Source organism: Frankia nepalensis, from assembly GCF_016786325.1.
In the GTDB taxonomy this organism is placed as follows: Bacteria; Actinomycetota; Actinomycetes; order Frankiales; family Frankiaceae; genus Pseudofrankia; species Pseudofrankia nepalensis.
The window spans coordinates 1-21,583 of record NZ_JADWYU010000180.1 but is presented as its reverse complement, the minus strand read 5'-3'; the positions used below and the strand labels follow the sequence as shown (position 1 = coordinate 21,583).

The window sequence follows — 21,583 nt, the reverse complement described above, 5'->3', positions numbered from 1 at the left end:
GGTCGCGGCAGTTATCCCGTCAGACGTCAGGGGCCTTCTTGTCAGACGTCCGAGCATCCAACAGACGGCGTTTCGCGCTCCGATGTCTGACAAGAAAGGCGACTGCGCGACGGCACCAGACTCACCTCTCAGGGTGCTTTCCGTGGATCTCGCCGGGGTCGCGCGGCGGAACATGATCCACGGGAAGCGTCGCGGTTCCCCCGGCTGGGGCCGCCACCCAGCCGGGAACCGCGTTCCGTCGGCCTCGGGTCAGACCTCGGCGACGGCCTGGGCGAACTGGGAGCGGTAGAGGCGGGCGTAGGCGCCGCCGGCGGTGAGCAGCTCGTCGTGGGTGCCCTGCTCGACGATCGCCCCGTTCTCCATCACCAGGATGGTGTCCGCGTCGCGGATCGTGGACAGCCGGTGGGCGATGACGAACGCGGTCCGCCCGGCGCGCAGCGTCGACATGGCCCGCTGGATGAGCACCTCGGTGCGGGTGTCGACCGAGCTGGTCGCCTCGTCGAGGATGAGGATCTGCGGCTCGGCGAGGAACGCCCGGGCGATCGTGATGAGCTGGCGCTCGCCGCCGGACACCCCGGTGCCCTCGTCGTCGAGGACGGTGTCGTACCCGTCGGGCAGGGTCCGCACGAACCGGTCGACGTGGGCGGCCTTGGCCGCGGCGACGACCTGCTCGCGGGTGGCCCCGTCCGCGCCGTAGGCGATGTTGTCGGCGATGGTGCCGCCGAACAGCCAGGTGTCCTGCAGCACCATGCCGGTCGCGGCCCGCAGCTCGTCGCGGGACATGGTCGCGATGTCGACGCCGTCGAGGGTGATCCGCCCGCCGGTGACCTCGTAGAACCGCATCAGCAGGTTGATCAGTGTCGTCTTCCCCGCGCCGGTCGGGCCGACGATCGCGACCGTGTGGCCCGGCTCGGCGACCAGCGACAGGTCCTCGATCAGCGGCTTGTCCGGCTCGTAGCGGAACGCGACGTGCTCGAACTCCACCCGGCCGCGCAGCTCGCCGGGCCGGGCGGGGGCCACCGGGTCGGGGCCCTGCTCGGGGGCGTCGAGCAGCTCGAACACCCGCTCGGCGGAGGCGACGCCGGACTGGACGAGGTTCGCCATCGAGGCGAGCTGGGTCAGCGGCTGGGAGAACTGCCGGGAGTACTGGATGAACGCCTGCACCGAGCCGATCGACAGGTCCCCGGAGGCGACCCGCAGGCCGCCGACGACCGCGACGGCGACGTAGTTCAGGTTCCCGATGAACATCATCGTCGGCTGCATGAGCCCGGCCAGGGCCTGCGCCCGCCAGCTCGCCTCGTAGAGCTTCTGGTTCTGCTCGGCGAACGTCGCCGCGGACTCCTCCTGCCGGCCGAACGCCCGGACGAGGGCGTGCCCGGTGTACATCTCCTCGATGTGGGCGCCGAGGTGGCCGGTGGTGCGCCACTGGTTGACGAAGTGCGGCTGGGACAGCTTGCCGATCCGCGCCGCGACGAGCATCGTCACCGGGACGGTGACGAGCGCGATCAGCGCGAGCTCCCAGGAGATCCAGAACATCATCGCCAGCACGCCGATGATCATCAGGACGGACTGGGTGAACTGCGCGAGCGACTGCTGCAGGCTCTGCCCGAGGTTGTCGATGTCGTTGGTCACCCGGGACAGCACGTCGCCGCGCCGTTCGGAGTCGAAGTGCCGCAGCGGCAGCCGGGTGATCTTCTCCTGGACGTCGGTGCGCAGCCGGGACAGCATCCGCTGCAGCGCCGTGTTCGTCAGCCGCGCCTGCGCCACCGCGAACACCAGCGAGAACAGGTAGACGGCGAGCACCCAGGCGAGCACCGCGCCGATCGCGTCGAAGTCCATCCCGGTGCCGGGGGTCACGTTGAGGGAGTCCAGCAGGTCGGCCTGGGTGCCGTGGCCGCCCTCGCGCAGGGCCGCGACGGCCTGCTCCTTGGTCACCCCCTCGGGCACGTTCCTGGAGAACACGCCGGTCAGGACGAGGTCGGTGGCGTGGCCCAGCAGCCGGGGGCCGGCGACGCCCAGGGCGACCGAGGCGGCGCCGAGCAGCAGCGCGACGAACAGGAGCCGGCGCTGCGGGCGCAGCAGGCCGGCGAGCCGGCGGGTCGAGCCCTTGAAGTCGCTCGACTTGTCGACCGCCCCGCCCGCCATCATCATCCGCGCCATCGGCGGGCCGCTGGGCGCCGCAGGGCGTCGCTGGCCGGGCACCGGGCGGCCGCCGCTGGGGCCGGTCATGCCGCCGCCTCCTTCTCGGTGAGCTGGGAGAGCACGATCTCCCGGTAGGTCTCGTTGCCGGCCATCAGCTGGGCGTGGGTGCCGACGCCGACGACGTGGCCCTCGTCGAGGACGATGATCTGGTCGGCGTCGCGGATCGTCGCGACCCGCTGCGCGACGATCACCACGGTCGCCGCCGCGGTCTCGCGGGTCAGCGCGGCGCGCAGCGCGGCGTCGGTGGTGTAGTCGAGCGCGGAGAACGAGTCGTCGAACAGGTAGATCTCCGGGCGGCGGACCAGCGCGCGGGCGATCGCGAGGCGTTGGCGCTGCCCGCCGGAGACGTTCGTGCCGCCCTGCGTGATCGGCGCGGCCAGCCCTTCGGGCATTCCCTCGACGAACTCGCGCGCCTGCGCGATCTCGAGGGCGTGCCACAGGTCGTCGTCGGTGGCGTCCGGGTCGCCGTAGCGCAGGTTGGACGCCACCGTGCCGGTGAACAGGTACGGCTTCTGCGGCACCAGCGCGACGGTTTCGGCGAGCAGCTTCGGGTCGAGTTCCCGCACGTCGACGCCGCCGACCAGGATCGCCCCGTCGCTGACGTCGGAGAGCCGGGGTATCAGCGACAGCAGGGTCGACTTGCCCGACCCGGTGGAGCCGATGATCGCGGTGACCTGGCCCGGTCGCGCGACCAGGCTGATGTCACGCAGCACCGGCGCCTCGGCGCCGGGGTAGCGGAACCCGACGCCGCGCAGCTCCAGGTCGCCGTGGCGGGTGAGCGAGGTGACCGGCGCCGGCGGCGGGCGCAGCGAGCTCTCGGTGGCCAGGACCGCGTGGATCCGCTCGGCGCACACCTCCGCCCGCGGGATCATGATCAGCATGAAGGTGCCCATCATGATCGCCATGAGGATCTGCATGAGGTAGCTGAGGAACGCCGTCAGCGCGCCGATCTCCATCGACCCGGAGTCGATGCGGTGCGCGCCGAACCAGAGGACGGCGATGCTCGACACGTTCACCGTGGCGAACACCAGCGGGAACAGCAGCGCCATCAGCTGGCCGAACCGCAGCGACGTGTCGGTCAGCTCCGCGTTGGCGACGCCGAACCGGGCCCGCTCGTGGTCTTCGCGGACGAACGCGCGGATCACCCGCAGCCCGGTCAGCTGCTCGCGCAGCACCCGGTTGACCGTGTCGAGCCGTTCCTGCATCGCCCGGCCGAGCGGCACCATCCTGCGGATCAGCAGGGTGATGATGATCCCGAGCACGGGCACGACGACGACCAGCAGCGTCGAGAGGCCCACGTCCTGGTGGATCGCCATCGCGATCCCGCCGACGCACATGATCGGCGCCGAGACCATGAGGGAGAACAGGAACAGCACGAGCAGCTGGATCTGCTGGATGTCGTTGGTCGCCCGGGTGATCAGCGACGGGGCGCCGAAGTGCGCGACCTCGCGGGCCGAGAACGACTGCACCCGCGCGAACACGCCGGCCCGGATGTCGCGGCCGAACGCCATCGCCGCGCGGGCGGCGAAGAACGACGCCCCGGCGGAGCAGACGATCTGCCCGAAGGTGATCGCCAGCATGATCCCGCCGATCCGCAGGATGTAGCCGGTGTCGCCGGTGAGGACCCCGTGGTCGATGATGTCCGCGTTCAGGGTCGGCAGGACCAGCATGACGAACGTCGCCGCGAGCTGCAGCACGACCAACATCGTGATCTGCGCGCGGTAGGGCCCGAGATGGGCGCGCAGGAGTCGGATCAGCATGCGGCGGCGGTCCCCCTTGGCGGTGACGATGGCGCGACGGCCGGCCGGGTGGGCCCCGCGGGTCCACCGCCGTTGGCAAGGGTCCCAGATGGCTCCGACGACCAGCGGCCGGCCCGTCGGTACAGCCGGACACTACGGTCTGAACCCCAGGTGAGGTCAAAGCGGTATCCCGTGGCCCGACGGTGGCGTTGCGCGCAGGTCCCCCCGCGTGTCGGGCCGCCGGCGACGCGACCGGGACGGCGCCCGAAGGGGTGACCTGGTCCCGGTGGCGGCGGTCAGGGGCCGTGGCGTTGTCAGCGCGATGCGCGCCCGGCAAGATCGACGGGTGGCCGCCTTCGCTGACCCCGCCGACGAGCCCGCCCGCCGCGCCGCCGAGCCGGACCCCGCGGATCCTGACCGGCTTCCGGTGCTCGCCGCCGACGTGACAGCGGGCGGCGCGGGCGACGGACAGCTGGCGGAGGCGCTCGCCGAGCGGGTGACCCAGTACGCGCGGGCGGCGCGGGCGACCTCCACGTGGAAGGCGTACGACACCGACCTGCGGCACTTCCGCGGCTGGTGCGCCGCGCAGCCCGGGGCGCCCGTCGCGGTGCCGGCGAGCGCGCTGACCGTCGCCGGCTACCTGGCGGCGCTCGCGGACGCCGGCTACAAGCCGTCGACGATCCGCCGCCGCCTGGCGGCGATCTCGGTCGCCCACCAGCTCGCGCGGGTGGCCGCCAACCCGGCGGCCTCGCCCGAGGTCGCGACCGTCTGGGACGGCATCCGCCGGATCCACGGCGCGCGCCCCGAACGCAAGGCCGCGCTGGAGACGTCGCTGCTGACCCGGGTGCTCGCCGCGATCGACGACCCGCCGCCCCGCGCCGCGGCGGACCCCGCCGCCGGGGCCGCCGGTGACCAGGCCGCCGGTGACCAGGGCCCCGGCGGCCCGGCCGGTGACGCGGGCGCGGCCGCGCGCGGCCGGGCGGCGGCGCTCGCGGCGGCGCGGGACCGGGCGCTGCTGCTCGTCGGGTTCGCCGGCTGCCTGCGCCGCTCCGAGCTCGTCGGCCTCGACGTCGCCGACATCGACGTCACCGCCGACGGCCTGGTGCTCACGATCCGGTCGTCGAAGACGGACCAGCGGGGGGAGGGCGCGCTCGTCGGCGTCGCCTACGGCTCCTACCGGCAGACCTGCCCGGTGCGCGCCTGGCAGGCCTGGGCCGCCGCCGCGGCGCTGGCGGGCGGGCCGGCGTTTCGCGGCGTCAACCGGCACGGCGCCGTCGGCGCCGGCCGGCTGCACCCGTCGTCGGTGGCCCGGATCGTGCAGCGCCGCGCCGAGGCGGCGGGGCTGGACCCGGCGGACTTCGCCGGCCACTCGCTGCGCTCCGGGTTCGCGACCGCCGCCGCCCGCGCCGGTGCCTCGGACCGGGCGATCATGCGGCAGGGCCGGTGGCGGTCGGCCTCGTCGCTGGACAGCTACGTCCGGCCCGGCCGGCTGTTCGACCGGGACAACCCGTCCGGCCGCGTCGGCCTGTGAACGGCCGCTCGCCCCGGTCGGTGCGGACGCAACCGCCTGGCCGTGAAAGGCTTGACGGGTGACTTTCCCGGGCGCGGTGGGCGCATCCCCAGGCGGGGTCCGCTGGGACCTCGTGGTCTCGTTCGTCGAGGCCGACCGCGAGTGGGCCGACTGGCTGGTCTGGCAGCTGCAGGACGCCGGTCGCCGGGTCACCGCCGAGCCGCTGCCCGCCGCGCCCCCAGGCGGGGCCGGGGCGGCGCTGACGGCGGCCGCCGGGCGCGCCGACCAGGTGCTCGTCGTCCTGTCCGACTCCTACCTGGCCGCCGCCGGCGCGACCGACGGTCCGCCCGGGGGCGCGCTCGACGACGTGCCGGCCGCGCGCCTGGTCGCCGCGCGGGTCGAGGACTGCCGCCGGCCGGGGCTGTTCGGCCGGATCGTCTCCTTCGACCTGTTCGGCCTGGAGCTCCCGGTCGCCCGGGAGTGGCTGCGCCGCCAGCTCGCCGCGCCGGGTGTCGCCGCCGCCGCGGCCACCCCGGCGCCGGAGCGGGCCGTGGTCGAACCGGCCCCACCGGTCGAGCCCGCCGAGCGGCCGGCGCCCGGGGTCGGGGGCGGGGTGGAGCTGCTCGCCGAACTGGCGGACGCGCGCTCCCCGGTGCGCGCCGTCGAGTTCCCCGCCGGCGGTGGGGTGCTCGTCACCGGTGGGCAGGACGGCCGGGTCCGGCTGTTCAACCTCGCGAACCCGGCGCGGCCGGCGCCGCTCGCCGAGATCGAGTACGGCTCCCGGTTCAACCAGGAGTGGGTCCGGTCGATGGCGACGAGTGCCGACGGCACCCGGCTCGCGGTCGTCGGCGACGCGCGACGCGTCGGCGTGTGGGACCTCACCGACCCGTCCTCGCCCGAGGAGGTGTTCGCCCAGGGCGGCCACGGCCACTACATCCTCGCCGTCGCGCTGAGCCCGGACGCGACCCTGCTCGCCAGCGGCGGGCAGGACAAGGTCGTCGCCCTGTGGGACACCCGCCTCTCCGGCACGAGAAGCCTGCTCGTCGCCCTCAAGGAGCACCGCAAGGCGGTGCGGGCGGTGGCGTTCAGCCCGGACGGACGGCGCCTGGCCAGCGCCGGTGACGACCGGTCGGTGCTGCTGTGGGACGTGGCCGACCCGGCGAGCCCGACCCGGCTGGCGACCCTGGCCGCGCACCGCGACGCGGTGCACGCCGTCCGGTTCCTGTCCCCCACGCTGCTCGCGACCGCCGGCGGCGACCAGCTCGCCCGGCTGTGGGACGTCACCACCCCGACCCAGCCGGAGCCGGTCGCGGACCTGACCGGGCATCGCAAGGCGGTCACGGCGCTCGCCGTCACCGCCGACGGGCGGTGGCTGGCGACCGGCGGCGCCGACGGGGCGGTGCGCCTGTTCGACGTGGCCGCCCCCGAGGCACCGAAGCCGGTGGCGGCGCTGGCCGGCAGGCACGGCGCCGTCCACGGCCTGGCGTTCTCCCACGACGGCGCGCTGCTCGCCGCCGCCTGCGCCGGGAAGGCCACGGTGCTGTGGCGCACGGACGCCGCCGCGGCTGCGGCCACCCGCTGACGCCTCGGCCCGGACCGGTCGGCGGGACGGGTCAGCCGGCGAGCCGGACGTCGCGGGCGGTGGGGCGGGGCACGACGGCGCGCTGGCGGGCGGCGCGGCGAGCGAGCAGCCGGTCGGCCAGGGCGTCGGCGCGTTCGATGTCGTCGAGAGTCGCCCGCTGCCGGGCGTCGACCTCCAGGATCGCGGCGAGCAGCTCGGCGGACAGCCGGGTGCGGGCGGCGACCCGGGCGACGCTCGGGGGCAGCGCCGCGGGGTGGCCCGCCGGCGCCGACCGGGGCGCGGCGGTGAGCAGCCGGCCGGGGGGCGTCAGGCCGGCCGGCGTCGCCGACCGCGCCCGGGGCGCGGTGGTCCGCGCGGCACCCGGCGTGTCGACGGCCGCGGCACCGGGGTCCGTCAGGGCGGGGGCGTCGTCGTCGAAGGGGGTCGTCTCGTCGAGGCGGCGGAGCCGGTGCAGCAGGGCCATGCACCCAGTGATACCGATCGTCGCGGCGCGTTCAACGCCTTGACATCCGGCCTGTCGGCGGGATGGCCCTGGTCCCACAGGCAATCCCCAGGGGACGGCCCCATGGTCCCCAGGCGCCCCCCAGTTACCCACCGTGTTATCGACAGGGCTGTCCACATATCGATCATCGTGTGATGGACATCACACCACCGGCGCGTGGGCGGGCGTGGGCGGACGAGGTCCCCGCGGGCGGGGTCCGCCTCCCCTGGAGGACCGTCGCCGGCGCCCGCCGCGGTGACGACCACGGCCACCGGCGCGGGACCTGCGTCGGGGAGGCGACTGCGGGTGGAAGGATGCTCGCGGGCCTGGTATCCCTGGCCATGACCACGAAGACACCCGGGCCAGCGGGCCCGGGCAGGGGGAGACGGGGCGGGCAGTGAGCAGCGAGGCGCCGATGGCCGGGCAGACCGTGGTTGTCACCGGGGCGAGCGCGGGGATCGGCGCCGCCGCCGCCCGCCAGCTCGCCGCGCTCGGGGCCCAGCTCGTCCTGGTCGGCCGCAACGTGGAGCGGACCAAGGCCATCGCCGCCGAGACCGGCGCGCTGCCGGTCATCGCCGACTTCGCCCGGCTCGCCGACGTCCGCCGGGCCGCCGGTGAGATCGCCGACGCCTGCCCCCGCCTCGACGTGCTGCTCAACAACGCCGGCGGCCTGTTCCCCGGGCCGACGACGACCGAGGACGGCAACGAGCTGACCTTTCAGGTCAACCACCTGGCACCGTTCCTGCTCACCGCGCTGCTGGCGCCCCAGCTCGCCGAGGCGCCCCGCGCGCGCGTCGTCGTGACGAGCAGCGTGACGAACGCGTTCGCCCGTCTCGACCTGGCCGACCTGCACTTCACCCGGCGCCGCTACCAGTCGTTCGCCGCCTACTCGGCGAGCAAGCTGGCCAACATCCTGTTCGCCCGGGAGCTCGCCCGCCGGTCCGACCCCGCGAGGCTCACGGCCACCGCGGTGCATCCCGGCGTGGTGGTGACCAGCTTCGGCCGCGACAGCTGGTTCGTGCGCACCTTCTACAGCTGGCCGCTGCTGGCGATCGGCGCCCGGCTGCCACCCGGCGGCGCCCGCCCGCTGGTCGCGGCGACGACCCGGCCCGACCCGGAGGCCGTCAACGGCGCCTACCTGCACCGGTACACGTCCCTGCGCCGGGGCCTCGTGTCCGGGCGGGCCACCGACGACGCGCTCGCCCGCGAGCTGTGGGAGTACTCCGCCACCCGGGTCGGCCTGCCCGGCTAGCGCCACCACCCTGGCACCCCGGGCCCGCCGTCGGCCGCGGCCGACCCGGAAGCGTCCGGGCGCGGGCAGCCCGGGGGAAAACCAGAGGAAATCCGCCGCTTCGGGCGTTAGCGTCACGTGGGTGACGCAGCTGGGTGACCGGCGGGTGCCGGAGGGGTCGAACCGGGCCTGGTGGGACGAGCGGGTGCCGCTGCACCTGGCGAGCGCGTTCTACGACATCGACGGGTTCCGGGCGCACCCGGACGTGCTGCGCGGCTTCGAGACCGCCGAGGTCGGCGACGTCACCGGCCTGCGGCTGCTGCACCTGCAGTGCCACTTCGGCCAGGACACCCTGTCGTGGGCGTACCGCGGCGCGACGGTGACCGGGCTGGACTTCTCCGCCCCGGCGATCGAGGCGGCCCGCGCGCTGGCCCGCGAGCTCGACCTGCCGGCCCGGTTCGTCGTCGCCGACGTCTACGACGCGCCCGAGGCGCTCGCCGGTGAGACGTTCGACGTCGTCTACACGGGCATCGGGGCGCTCAACTGGCTGCCGGACCTCGCCGGCTGGGCCGACACGGTCGCCCGGCTGCTCGCCCCGGGCGGCTTCCTCTACCTCGCCGAGGTCCACCCCATCCAGGGCGTGCTCGACGACGACACCGGCAACGCCTTCGTCCTCGACTACTTCGACCACGGTCCGCACGTCTGGGAGGAGGAGGGCAGCTACGCCGACCCGGACGCGGAGACCGACGCGAACGTCACGGTCGAGTACCACCACACCCTCGGCGCGGTCGTCTCCGCGGTGGTCGGCGCCGGGCTGCTGCTGGAGTCCCTCCAGGAGCACGACTTCACGATGACCGACCGGTTCGACACCCTGGTCCAGGGCGACGACGGCCTCTACCGCTTCCCGCCCGGCGCCCCCCGCGTTCCCCTGCTGTTCACGCTGCGCGCCGCCAAGCCCTGACAGGGCCCGGCTGGCCATTTGCCCGGGGTCCGGATTCCGCGCGCCTGTGCGCGCGGGTTTTCTTGCGTCGCGACAAACGAATTCGCCGCCCACCGGCTCCTTCTGGCGCGCCTGTATGCCACTCGCCCGGCGGGCATTACTCGCGTCGGCCCGGCCCGACAATCTTTCTGGTCGCCTGGATGGAACAGGTCTCCGATCAGAAATGAAGCAGTTCTGGAAACGGTCGCCGAGCCAGGACTATGGCAGAGCGGCCCGGCAGGTGCACAGCGAACCCACAGCGCGCGCACAGATTTTACATGACCGTAATCAGAGTAATTGCGCTTCGACAACCTCCGGCATGCCGCGGGACGCCTGCGCGGCAGGCATTCCCCAGATGATCAGGCGTGTTCGGGCGGACCTATATACCTCTTGACAGCACAGCGCACGCCGGGCATGTGCACGGGTCCACTGCGCGGTCTGCCGGCCACCCCCGCACGGGGCTTTACAGCCAGAAACTCCGTGTGGGATCCTGCCGACCGCGGATCCACAGTCCGTGGTCGAAGGTTTTTCTCGGACCGGCCCCGGTTCCCCGCCGGCGCCGGCCCGTGCGCAACGCACAACGGCCCCGACGTCCCCTTCCGCCTTCACGCTGTCTCCCGCTGCCCACTGCCGCCGCACTCGGCGGAACCGGGCAGGTCACCGGCGCAGTCGCCGGATCGTGCCGCCGCCCAACCGTGGGCAGCGGATTTCTCCGCCACCCACCTGGCCTTGGCCGGCGTTTCTTTCTCGCGCCCGTGCCCAAGGCCGGGTGGGCTTTCGTGCACCCCACGGAACCCGTACGGAGTATCGATGCCAGGCCGGAAGCTTTCCCCCGCCCCTCACCCCGCCGGCTCGTCGCGGACGCGGCTCCCGCGACGCCGCCTGCGGATTCTGGCGCTCTGCCTGGTCCCGGTCATCGTCGTCGTGGCGATGGTCGTCATCCGGCGGGAGACCGAGCCGAAGATCCGGCCGATCGCGCTGGAGAACCCGTTCCGGGACGTGAAGCTGCCCGAGTCCGTGTCGGGCAGCGCCGCCGGGCGCGACCACGAGGTGCCGACGGAGGCGACCCAGGCCGTCACCGCGCCCGATCCGGCGAAGGTCCACGAACTGGTTCCGGCGATTCCGGGGGCGCGGCCGCCGGCCGGCGAGGTGGCACCCCACCGGGCCGCATACCCACAGCCGCCAGCGGGCGGCAAGCCCGGTACGACGCCCCAGGCCGGCCAGCCGGGTGCCGAGAACGGCGGCGCGCGCCCGGCGGAGGTGCGGATGCCCCGGCCGGAGCTGCCGGCGGCGGCCAGGGAGCCGGACGAGGCGCTGTCGGGCCGGGTGGCGCTGCCCGAGGCCTGGAACGAGAAGAACGCGGTGTTCCGCAACCCCGACGGCACGTTCACCGCGGAACAGTCGCTGGTGCCCGAGCGGTTCAGGGACGCCCGGGGCGCGTGGGTGGACATCGACACGTCGCTGGTGGCCGGGCAGGGGGGCCGGTTCCGGGCTCGGGCGACGGCACTGCCGGTGGAGGTGGCCGGGCGGGCGGACGACGCGCGGCTCGGCTGGCTGACGGTCGGCGACGGCCTGTCGGTGGGCTTCTCGCTGGACGGCGCGGCCGCCTCGCCGGCGGCGGTCAAGGGCTTCTCGGCGACGTTCCCCGAGGTGCGGGACTCCGCCGACCTGGAGCTCTACACGACCGCGGAGGGCCTGAAAGAGATCATCGTGCTGCGGTCGGCGGACGCGCCGCGGACCTGGACGTTCCCGCTCGCCCTGGAGGGGCTGACCCCGAGCCTGGACGAGTTCGGCAACGTGCTGCTGGCCGACAAGGGCGGCGAGGCGCGGGCGGTGATCCCGCACGGGTGGATGCAGGACTCGGCGACCACCGGCCCCGGTGGCACCGGCGAGACGTCGACCGGGGTGACCTACCGCCTGGTCGAGGGTGAGAAGGGCGCGGTCTCGCTGAGCGTCGAGATCGACGGCGCGTGGCTGGACGCGCCCGAGCGGGTCTATCCGGTGCGCGTCGACCCGACGCTGACCCGCCTGTATCCGGGTACCGACGACACCTACGTCTCGTCGCACCAGCCGTCGCAGACCTACGGCTCGCAGTGGACGCTGAAGAGCGGGTACTACCCACCGAACTCGGACATCGTCCGCAGCTACGTGAAGTTCCCGCTGCCGGCGTCGATGGACTACGCGAACGTGCTCGGCGTCCAGGTCAACCTCTACAACTGGCTGTCGGCCAACGCCTGCACGCCGTACCCGGTCTCCCTGCGCGAGGTGACGCAGTCCTGGAACGGGACCACCATGACCTGGCCGGGGGCGTCGACCGGCGGGGTGGTCGCGCAGAAGAGCTTCGCGCACAGCAACGGGACGGCGTGTCCTGGAGCCTGGGAGACGTTCGCCGACTCCCGGCTGACCCAGCTCGTGGACGACTGGGCCACCAACAGCAAGCCGGAGAACGGCCTGTCGATCTACACCTCGGAGAGTGACGGGCAGGCCTACAAGGAGTTCTACTCGGCGAGCTGCCTGTGCAACCCGTCGAACCCGTCGACGGACTACCGGCCGCAGATGTGGGTGACCTGGTCGCCGTACGACGCGGCCTACGCCTGGCCGAGCGGCTCGCCCGTCATGACGCAGAACCTCACCGCGAGCCAGCCGGGCAAGATGACGGTCCGGGTCACCAACAGGGGCCAGCAGGCGTGGCCGGCGAACGGCAACTACAAGCTGGCGTACCACGTGTACGACGCCTCGAACACCAACCAGGTGCTGTACCAGGGCTACGCCACGAACCTGCCCACGACGGTGAACCGGGGCCAGTCGATCGACGTGGTCGCGACGATCAACCCGCTGCCGGCCGGGAACTACGTCATCCGCTGGGACATGCAGGACTGGGGAACGGCGTTCTTCTCCGACCACTCCGTCCCGGTGCTCGCCACCACGGTCCAGTCCCTGCCGGACGTCGCCCCCCAGGTGACGGGCTCGACGCCGCTGGTGAACGAGCAGGTGCCGACGCTGCGGCCGGTGCTGGGCCTGACCGGGTACGACCCGGACTCGTCGCCGGGGGCGATGACGTACTCGTTCCAGATCTGCACCGGCGCGGACGCGAACTCGGGCAGCTGCTGGAACTCGGGCGGGTCGCCGATCTCCAGTTCCACCTGGAGGGTGCCGCCCGACGCGCTGGCCTGGAACGAGACCTATTACTGGCGTGGCCGGGTGACCGACGGACCCGGGGCGTCGAGTGCCTGGACCCCCGCGATGGCGCTGTCCACCAAGGTCGCGGCGCCCGCGACGACGCGGCATTTCGGCCGGGACCCGTACGTGCCGACGGTGGCGAGCGTGACCCCGCTCATCGGGAACTACACGTCGACGACCACGGACGTGTCGGTGGCCGGAGTGGGCCCCGAACTGACCCTCGCCCGCACCTACAACAGCCGCAATCCCTATGTGGGCCTGTTCGGCGAGGGCTGGAGCTCCTCCTGGGACATGAACGCGAAGGCGGACGACGCCGGTGAGGGCAACCTCGTCGTGCGCTACGCCGATGGCCGGGAGGGCAGGTTCGGGCGGAACTGGGACGGCACCTACGACTCGCAGGACGGCTACTTCTCCCTGGTCCAGGCCCCGTCGCCGCGGGTCGCGTCGTTCACCGAACCGAACTCCGCCAGCAGCCTGGGGGTTGCCGACACCGGCGAGTCGTGGCAGGTGCTCGATGGCACCTGGGGCATCAACGGCAACAACGCGTATCTCGCCGGTTCCTCGGTGTGGGGGCGCAACGCGGTGGTGATGCCGGCGGCGGCGGACGGCACGATCCGGTTCACCCTCCCCGTCGCGCAGGACGGGCTGGGCGTGGCGTTCCGCGTCCAGGACATCGACAACATGTGGATGCTCTACGGCAAACCGTCGACGAACGAGCTGATCCTCGCCAAGCGGGTCGGTGGGACGCAGACCAACGTCACCACGATCGCGGGCGGCTGCTGCGCGGCGAACGACGTGTTCGCGGTCGGGATGGCCGGGATGACGCTCACGGTCTACCGCAACGACCGGGTCGTCGGCACCGCCAGCGACGTCGCGTTCTCCACCGCGACCAGGGCCGGCCTGTACGCCACCGCGACCGGCTCAGGACGGCTCGGGTCGATCACCATGATCGACGACCAGCACCGCGACACCTTCACCCGGGCGAACTCCACCGGCGGCGCCGGGACCACCGACAACGGCGAGCGGTGGCGCACGGGCACGAACACCGGCGCCGGCACGTGGGGCGTCAACGGGAACGCGGGCTACCTGGCCAGCGCCGCGGGCTCCCGCAACCTCACGACCGTCTCGGCGGCCTCGGACGGCTCGTTCTCCTTCAAGATGCCGGCCGCCCAGGCCGGGTTCGGGCTGGCGTTCCGCTACGCCGACGCGAACAACTACTGGCGGCTCGTCGCCCAGCCCGGCGCCGGGACCTGGCAGCTGGTCAAACGGGATGACGGCGTCGAGACCACGGTCGCGACCAGCGCCGGCGGGCTGTGCTGCACCGCCGCCGACACGATCACCGTGGTCACGAACGGGTCCGCGATCAGCGTGCTGCGCAACAACACCCAGATGCTGTCCGCCAACGACCCCGCCGTCCTGCACGGCAGCCGCGTCGGCCCGTTCGCCGAGACCACCGGCGCCGGCCGGATCGACGACATCGTCGTCACCGCCGCCACCGTGCTCACCGACAAGACCGGCACCGCGCACACGTTCCGCTCCGACGGGCGGCTGGCCAAGGTCGTCGACGTCGCCGGCCGGGCGCTGACGTTCAACCACGACGGCAACGCGCGGCTGGTCTCGGTGGTGAACGCCACCACCTCCCGGCAGCTCAACCTCACCTGGACCGGCACGCACGTCACGGCCGTGTCCACACAGACCGTCGCCGCCCATTCCGGCGCGCTGACCTGGACCTACGGGTACGACGGCGACCGGCTGACCTCCGTCACCGCCCCGCACACCACCAGCCCGACGACCTACGCGTACGCCTTCAACGGGAAGCTCGGGCAGACCACCCTGCCACGCGGCAACATCGACACGACGATCGGCTACAACCTCGACGGCACCGTCGCCTGGCGGGAGGACGGAGCCGGCAAGCGGACCACCTTCGCCAACCTGGGCGGTACCGCGACCACCACGATCCGGGTCACCGACCCGCGCGGGCACGCCGAGGACTGGGAGTACAAGAACGGCCAGCTGATCTCACGCCGCGACGGCACCGGAGACCGCCGGTTCACCTACAACGACCGGGGTTTCCTCACCCAGGCCACGGACGAGAACGACAACGTCGTTCACCTGCAGGTCGACGACCGTGGCAACGTCCTCGCCCGCACCACGATCCGGATGAACCTGTTCGGCACCCTGTGGACGAACACCGAGTACTACACGTACTTCGCCGGCGCGCCCGCCGACCCTCGCAACGACCTGGTCACGGTGTTCCGGGACGCCCGGTCCAGCGGACCCACCGACAACACCTACGCCACCGTCTTCACCTACAACACCTTCGGCGACCTCGTCGCGCAGAAGACGCCCGCCACCTCGGACTTCCCCGCGGGACGGACGACGACCTGGAGTTTCTCGACCGGCGCGGAGCCGGCGATCGGGGGCGGCACCATCCCCCGCGACCTGCCGACCTCGCACACCGACATGCGGGGCAAGGTCACGACCTACGGATACGACGCGAAGGGCGGCCTGCGCCGCGACCAGGACCCCGCCGGACTGGTGCACGAGTACACCTACGACGAACTGGGCCGGCGGCTCACCGCGAAGGAGATCTCCGACACCTACCCGTCCGGCCAGACAACGACGTACGCGTACAACAAGCTGTCCCGGGTCGCGCAGTCCACCGCCCCACCGGTCGTCAACACGCTCGCGGCGGGCTCGCCGACGCACACGGCGGTCACCACCTACACCTACGACGACAACGGCAACGTCATCCAGGTCACCGTGTCCGACGCGACGGGCGGCGACACGGCGCGGACCGCGACGTACGGATACGACAGCGCCGACCGCCAACTCGCGATCACCGTCGGAGCGGGCACCCCGCTGTACGCGACCAGCTCCGTCACCTACGACGACAACGGCAACATCGCCACCTCGACCGATCCCACCGGGACCGTCACCGCCTATACCTACACCGCGAAGAACCTGCTCGCCACGACCACCATCGAGGACTTCGTCGACGACCCGGTCGCCGGCGGTACCCCCCGGGACGTGCTCGTCGAGTCCCGCGCCTACGACCCGGCCGGCCGGGTCGCCTCCGTCACCGACGCGGAGGGCCGCACCACCACCTACACCTACTGGCTCGACGACCTGCCACGCGAGGAGATCCTCGAGGACTACCGGCCGCCGGACCTCGTCAACGGCGTGCTGTCCGGTCCCGGCGCCCGCGACATCGTGCTCGCGGAACACGGCTATGACGCGGCCCGCAACCAGATCACCACGATCACGGGTGGTGGGCTGCGCGAGGTCACCCACAGCTATGACGCCGCCGCCCGGCTGTCCCAGACGACGCTCGCCCCGCAGACAGCCGCGCGGACGACGAGCTACACCTACGACGCGAACAACAACGTCACCTCGAGGGTGTCGGGCGCCGCAGGCACGCCGACGACGGAACGCATCGACGCCACCTACGACAACGCCTCCCGGATCACGTCGGAGACCGTCTTCGGTGACGGGACGACCACCTTCGTCACCACCTACCAGCGCGACCAGCGCGGATACGTCACGGGCATCACCGATCCGCGCGGCCACGTTCCCGGAGGTCCGCCCGACCCCGCCTACACCACGACGTTGACGACCAACCCGTTCGGTCTGACCGGCCAGGTCACCACGCCAGCGGTGCCGATCGAGGAGTGGGGCGGCAGCGCGACGAACCAGACGCAGTACACGGCCGTCGGTTACAACACCTTCGGCGAGCCCACCCACAGCCGTGACGGCCGCGGCAACGTGACCACCACGGTGTACGACGGCCTCGGCCGGGCAGTGCAGACCTCCCAGCAGCCGTACACCCCACCGGGCGGCAGCGCGATCACGCCGACCGAGTCGTGGACCTACGACCTCAACGGCAACGTGCTCACCTACACCGACCCCCGCGGCGAGACGACGTCGAAGGTCTACGACAAGCGGAGCCGAGTCGTCGCTGTCACGGACCCGCAGGTCGGATCGGCGGCGGCGGGCGTGACCCGGTTCCTCTACGACGACGTGAACAACCTCGTGACGACGGTGAACGCCGTCGGCGCCTGGCTCTTCTTCGCCTACGACGACCTGGACCGCGTCTGGGCGACGACCGAGACGGAACGTTCCCCGTCCGCCACCTTCACCACCTACACGGACCACAACGACGCCGGTGACCTTGTCCGTGTGCTCCGGCCGTCCAACGTCGGCACCGGCGCCTCACGGACCGCTGTCTACAACGACGCCGGGGATCTCAGCGAGGAACGCGACGAGGCCAACCAGCTCACCACCTTCACCTACGACCTGGCCGGGAGGATCGCCTCCGTCACCGACCCGCTGGGCCGCTCGACCCGTTACACCTACGACCGGGCCGGCCGGCGGGTGTCCACGGCGCAGTACTCGCCGTCGAACACGCTGCTGAGGTCGGTGTCGACCGGCTATGACGCGGCTGGCAACACGACGTCGGTCACGGACGCGCTCGGCTGGACGACGACGGCCACCTACGGCGCCCTTGGCGAGCTGCGCAGCGTCGTCGAACCGGTCGACGCCAGCACCACGATCACCACCACGTTCGGCTACGCCAAGGGCGGCAAGCTCACCCGGCAGACCGACGGCCGGGGCAACAAGGTCATCTACACCTACAACGCCCTGGGCCTGGGGGAAGAGGTCATCGAGGCGTCCACGACGGCGTACCCGAACCTCGCGGACCGCAAGTGGAGCGTGTCGTATGACGCCGGCGGGCTGCCCGTCACCGAGGTCATCCCCGGCGGCGTCACCCGGACCCGCACCTTCGACGAGCTCGGCCGGCTGACCGCCGAGTCCGGCTCCGGCGGCGGCTCGACGTCTACGTCCCGGACGATCGGCTACGACCTGGTCGGCCGGATCACCTCGACAAACCACCCGAACGGCTCGCAGAGCTTCACCTACAACGACCGGAACCTGGTCACCGGCACCAGCGGCAACGGCGGGACGACCTCGTTCGGCTACGACGCCGACGGCCGGATGACGAGCCGCTACGACCCGGCCACCTCGGCCAGCTTCGGCTACAACGCGCGCGGCGACCTCACCTCCACCACCGGCACCGCCACCGGCGGCACCCGCACCCTCGCCTACGACAACGCCCGCCAGCTCACCTCGATCACCTACGCGTCCGGCGGCGCGGTGCGCGCCTTCGGCTACGACGACCTGGGCCGCATGACGTCGGACACGCTTACCGGCCCCGGCGGCACGCTGCGCGCGCAGACCTACGGCTACGACGCGAACGACAACCGCACCAGCACGACCGTCAGCCCGGGAACCGTCGCCGGGGCGGGCACCCACACATACGCCTACGACCGGTCCGACCGGCTGACGTCGTGGACCAACCCGGCGTCGGTGACGACCACCTACGGCTGGGACGCGGCCGGCAACCGCACCTCGGTCAACGGCACCACCGCCAGCTACGACCAGCGCAACCGGCTGCTCTCCGACGGCACCGCCACCTACGCCTACACCGCCCGCGGCACGCTCGCCACCCGCACCGTGGGCGCGACGACGACCACCACCCAGTTCGACGCGTTCGACCGGCTGGTCACGGACAACGCCGGCGGCGGCTCGACCAGCTACAGCTACGACGGCCTGGACCGCCTCGCGGTCCGCGGCGGCACCAGCCTCATCTATGCCGGGCTGGAGAAGGAACCGGTCGCCGACGGCAGCGCCGCCTACTCCCGCGACCCGGACGGCGACGTCATCGCCACCGGCAGCTCCGCGGGCGACTGGGCGACCCTCTCCGACGCCCACGGCGACGTCGTCGCCGCCTTCACGACGAACGGCGCCGGCCTCACCGTCAACCGCTCCTATGACCCGTTCGGCACCCCCGTCGTCGCCGGCAGCGCCACCCTGCGGGTCGGCTACCAGGGCTCCTGGACCGACCCGACCACCAGCAAGGTCTCCGCGCAGGCCCGCTGGTACACGCCCGGCACGGGCGGGTTCGTCTCCCGCGACTCCGCCGACGTCCCGTTCAGCGGGAGCGTCAGCGCGAACCGCTACACCTACGCCAACGCGAACCCACTCGCCTACAACGACGCGAGCGGTTTCGCGGCCAAGGGCATCTCCGGGGGTCCCACGGTATCGGGATGCGTACGGCGCAATGATGACCCCTGCGCCAGCCGGATCAAGAGCACCTCGCCGATCAAGAGCACCACTCCCACCAAGCGGGCGGTGCCCACGGCGCCGGCGCCGCCACCGCGTCCGGCCCCGGTGCCCGCGCCCGTCTTCGTCCCAGCTCCCCCACCCCCGCCGCCGCCCGCTCCCGCGCCGCGTCCGGCTCCGGCCCCCCGCCCGGCGCCCGCGCCGCGTCCCGTGGCCGCACCACGCCCGGCTCCGGCGCCACGCCCGGTGACCAAGCCCCGTCCGGCGCCGGCGCCACGCCCCGCGCCCCGGCCCGGTCCGGCCACGCATGGCACTCCACCGCCGCCCAGGCCGGTCTCGCCCTCGGCCGGGTTCGCCTTCCCGAGCCCGAGCCAGTGGCGGGCCGCCAGCCCGATCCCGGCGCCCCCGCCGGCGGCTGCCCCGTTCGTGAACCGGGTGAACAGCTCGCCTACCGGGGCGATCCCGCTGGCGGGGCCCGCTCCCGGAACGCAACCCACCATCAGCGCGGCTCCGTACGTCCCGGGGACGGCGCAGATCTCGCCCATCCTCGACTTCAACCCCATTCCCGACGATGTCTTCGGCCCGTTGGGCAGCGGCATCAGCGATGTCTTCGGTGGCGTGGGTGACGCCATCGTCGGCTTCGGTGGCGCCGTCGTCGACGGCGCCGGGGACTTTCTCGAGGGGACCGGCGACGTCATCGACTACCTCGCCGACAACCCGACGGAGCTTCTCGACCTGATAGGTGACGCGGCCTGGATAGGCGCGGGCGTCCTGATGACCTACATAGGCGCCGGCATGATCGAGGGCGGTGTCGCGCTCAGCGCCACCGGCGTCGGAGCGCTGCCCGGCGCGGGTCTCGTCGCGAGCGGCGCCACGTTGGCGGCGCTGGGTATCGGAGTGGCGGCCGCGGGCGCCACCGAGTTCGGCAACGACCTCAACAGCGCGGTGTCGGCGGCGCGGGCCGACGAGGGCTCGGGCGCCGGGTCGACGGGGCCCACCGTCAACTCGCGGGGCGAGCCGTATCCGCAGATCACCGACCCGCGTACGGGGAGGCCGATCTCCGATCCGGGGCCGGGACTCTCACCGGTTCCGCGGGATCAGCGCGTGTCCTGGGGAAGCACCGAGAGAGGCGCCTTCATCCGGGAATGGTATGATCGCGGATACACCACCCCGTCCGGAGGCTGGGCGGACTACGACATTCATCACATCGTTCCTCGCGAGTACGGCGGCACCAACGACTTCGACAATCTCGTTCCGGTTCTCAGGGATTCGGATCACAGGCAGTTCAATAGATGGTGGGGGGGATACTGATGATCGCCGACGTGATCTCGGAATTCCGAAGGATCATGGACTCCGGGGCGGTGACGGGCGGCGCGCTTCGCCTCGGCTGCGCGATCGAGGAGCCCGCCACTCCGGTGGACATCGATTCCGCGTGGCCCCAAGGGGGCGCGCCCACCGAGGCCGTTGAACTCTGGTCCGTGAGCGGGAGCGCCAAGCTGTTCGTCGATATCGACTACGGCCAGTGGGGCCTGCGCATCCTCTCCCCACGGCAGAGCGCTGAAAGGACACGCGCCGAGCGCATGGAGCGCGCGGAGGACTTCAGGGAGGACGACGTCGTCGTCGCGGAGTTCCTCGGTGACGGTGAACTCGTCGCGATTTCCCCGTCCGAACAGGGCGCCCGTCGGATCCTCGTCGCGCAGGAGATATATGGCCGGCCGGACTGGTATGGCGTCGGGCCCACGTTGGAGAAATTCCTTCAGGACTATCTCGACAGCGGCGGGGAGAAGTTCTGGGAATAGCGCCTCGGCGGGAGGCTGTTCACCCGTTGCCACGGGCAGGCGGCCGGGCGACGGTCACAGGGCGCGGATGACGCGGGCGGGGTTGCCGACGGCGAGGACGTTCGCGGGCAGGTCGCGGGTGACGACCGCGCCGGCGCCGACGACCGAGTTCTCGCCGATGGTGACGCCGGGGCAGACGATGACCCCGCCGCCGAGCCACACGTTGTCGCCGATCGTGATCGGCTCCCCGGCCTCCTGGCCGGTGCGGCGCAGCGCCGGGTCGAGCGGGTGGGTCGGGGTGAGCAGCTGGACGTTCGGCCCGATCTGCACGTCGGCGCCCAGGCTGATCCGGGCGACGTCGAGCAGCACCGCGCCGGTGTTGAGGAACGTGCCCGGGCCGACGGTGGTCTGGTAGCCGTAGTCGACGTGGAACGGCGGCAGGATCTCGACTCCGTCCCCGACGGCGCCGAGCAGTTCGGCGAGGATCGCGGCCCGCCGGGCGGGCTCGCTGGCGCTGGTCGCGTTGTACCGCTCCCGCAGCAGCGAGGCCCGCAGCCGCTCCGCGCTCAGCTGGGTGTCGCCCGCGTGGTACAGCTCGCCGGCGAGCATCCGCCGCTTCTGCTCGGACATGGCCACCCGGGCCGTCCCGGCCGCCGCCGCGTCGTCTCCCGCCTGTCCCACCTGTGCCTCCCAGCAGCCTCGTCGCGTGGCGGGCGCGCCTGGTGACGCCCGCCACGCCAAGTCTGGCCCGCCCGCCCGGGCGGGGGGCGGGGCCCGG

Annotated in this window: 10 protein-coding genes; 6 read left to right on the top strand and 4 right to left on the bottom strand. The window is 72.7% G+C overall.

Annotated features, from left to right (window positions below):
* Positions 1–249 precede the first annotated feature (249 nt).
* On the bottom strand, positions 250–2,229 hold the full coding sequence (locus I6A81_RS27375; protein ID WP_203003940.1) for an ABC transporter ATP-binding protein: 1,980 nt from the start codon (positions 2,227–2,229) through the stop codon (positions 250–252).
* Positions 2,226–3,962, bottom strand: a complete 1,737-nt coding sequence (locus tag I6A81_RS27370) for an ABC transporter ATP-binding protein (protein ID WP_203003941.1) — start codon at positions 3,960–3,962, stop codon at positions 2,226–2,228. The genes I6A81_RS27375 and I6A81_RS27370 overlap by 4 nt, the downstream gene beginning before the upstream one ends.
* Positions 3,963–4,287: 325 nt before the next feature.
* On the opposite strand from I6A81_RS27370, the gene I6A81_RS27365 reads away from it, so the two are divergent.
* Positions 4,288–5,472: a tyrosine-type recombinase/integrase gene (locus I6A81_RS27365; protein ID WP_407661390.1), complete on the top strand. Its 1,185-nt coding sequence runs from the start codon at positions 4,288–4,290 to the stop codon at positions 5,470–5,472.
* A gap of 58 nt (positions 5,473–5,530) precedes the next feature.
* Positions 5,531–7,033, top strand: a complete 1,503-nt coding sequence (locus I6A81_RS45785) for a toll/interleukin-1 receptor domain-containing protein (RefSeq protein WP_203003943.1) — start codon at positions 5,531–5,533, stop codon at positions 7,031–7,033.
* Positions 7,034–7,064: 31 nt separating this feature from the next.
* Here the strand turns inward: I6A81_RS45785 and I6A81_RS46330 are convergent, their stop codons facing one another.
* Complete coding sequence (locus I6A81_RS46330) at positions 7,065–7,496, bottom strand: hypothetical protein (RefSeq protein ID WP_407661389.1); 432 nt, start codon at positions 7,494–7,496, stop codon at positions 7,065–7,067.
* Positions 7,497–7,911: 415 nt separating this feature from the next.
* Between I6A81_RS46330 and I6A81_RS27350 the strand changes: the two genes are divergently transcribed.
* The 4 genes from I6A81_RS27350 to I6A81_RS27335 all read left to right on the top strand — a co-directional run bounded on the left by I6A81_RS27350 (position 7,912) and on the right by I6A81_RS27335 (position 20,826).
* Positions 7,912–8,766, top strand: coding sequence for an SDR family NAD(P)-dependent oxidoreductase (locus tag I6A81_RS27350; RefSeq protein ID WP_307874949.1), 855 nt, complete (start codon positions 7,912–7,914; stop codon positions 8,764–8,766).
* A gap of 121 nt (positions 8,767–8,887) precedes the next feature.
* Positions 8,888–9,706 carry a class I SAM-dependent methyltransferase gene (locus I6A81_RS27345; protein WP_203003945.1) on the top strand — a complete coding sequence of 273 codons (819 nt, stop codon included), beginning with the start codon at positions 8,888–8,890 and terminating at the stop codon, positions 9,704–9,706.
* A gap of 828 nt (positions 9,707–10,534) precedes the next feature.
* A complete protein-coding gene (locus I6A81_RS27340; protein WP_238429394.1) occupies positions 10,535–20,338 on the top strand; it encodes a DNRLRE domain-containing protein in 9,804 nt (3,267 codons plus the stop codon).
* A complete protein-coding gene (locus tag I6A81_RS27335; protein WP_203003947.1) occupies positions 20,338–20,826 on the top strand; it encodes a hypothetical protein in 489 nt (162 codons plus the stop codon). Before I6A81_RS27340 ends, I6A81_RS27335 begins: the two co-directional genes overlap by 1 nt.
* 54 nt (positions 20,827–20,880) lie before the next feature.
* On the opposite strand, the gene I6A81_RS27330 is transcribed toward I6A81_RS27335, so the two are convergent.
* Positions 20,881–21,435, bottom strand: coding sequence for a sugar O-acetyltransferase (locus I6A81_RS27330; RefSeq protein WP_203003951.1), 555 nt, complete (start codon positions 21,433–21,435; stop codon positions 20,881–20,883).
* Positions 21,436–21,583: the final 148 nt, after the last annotated feature.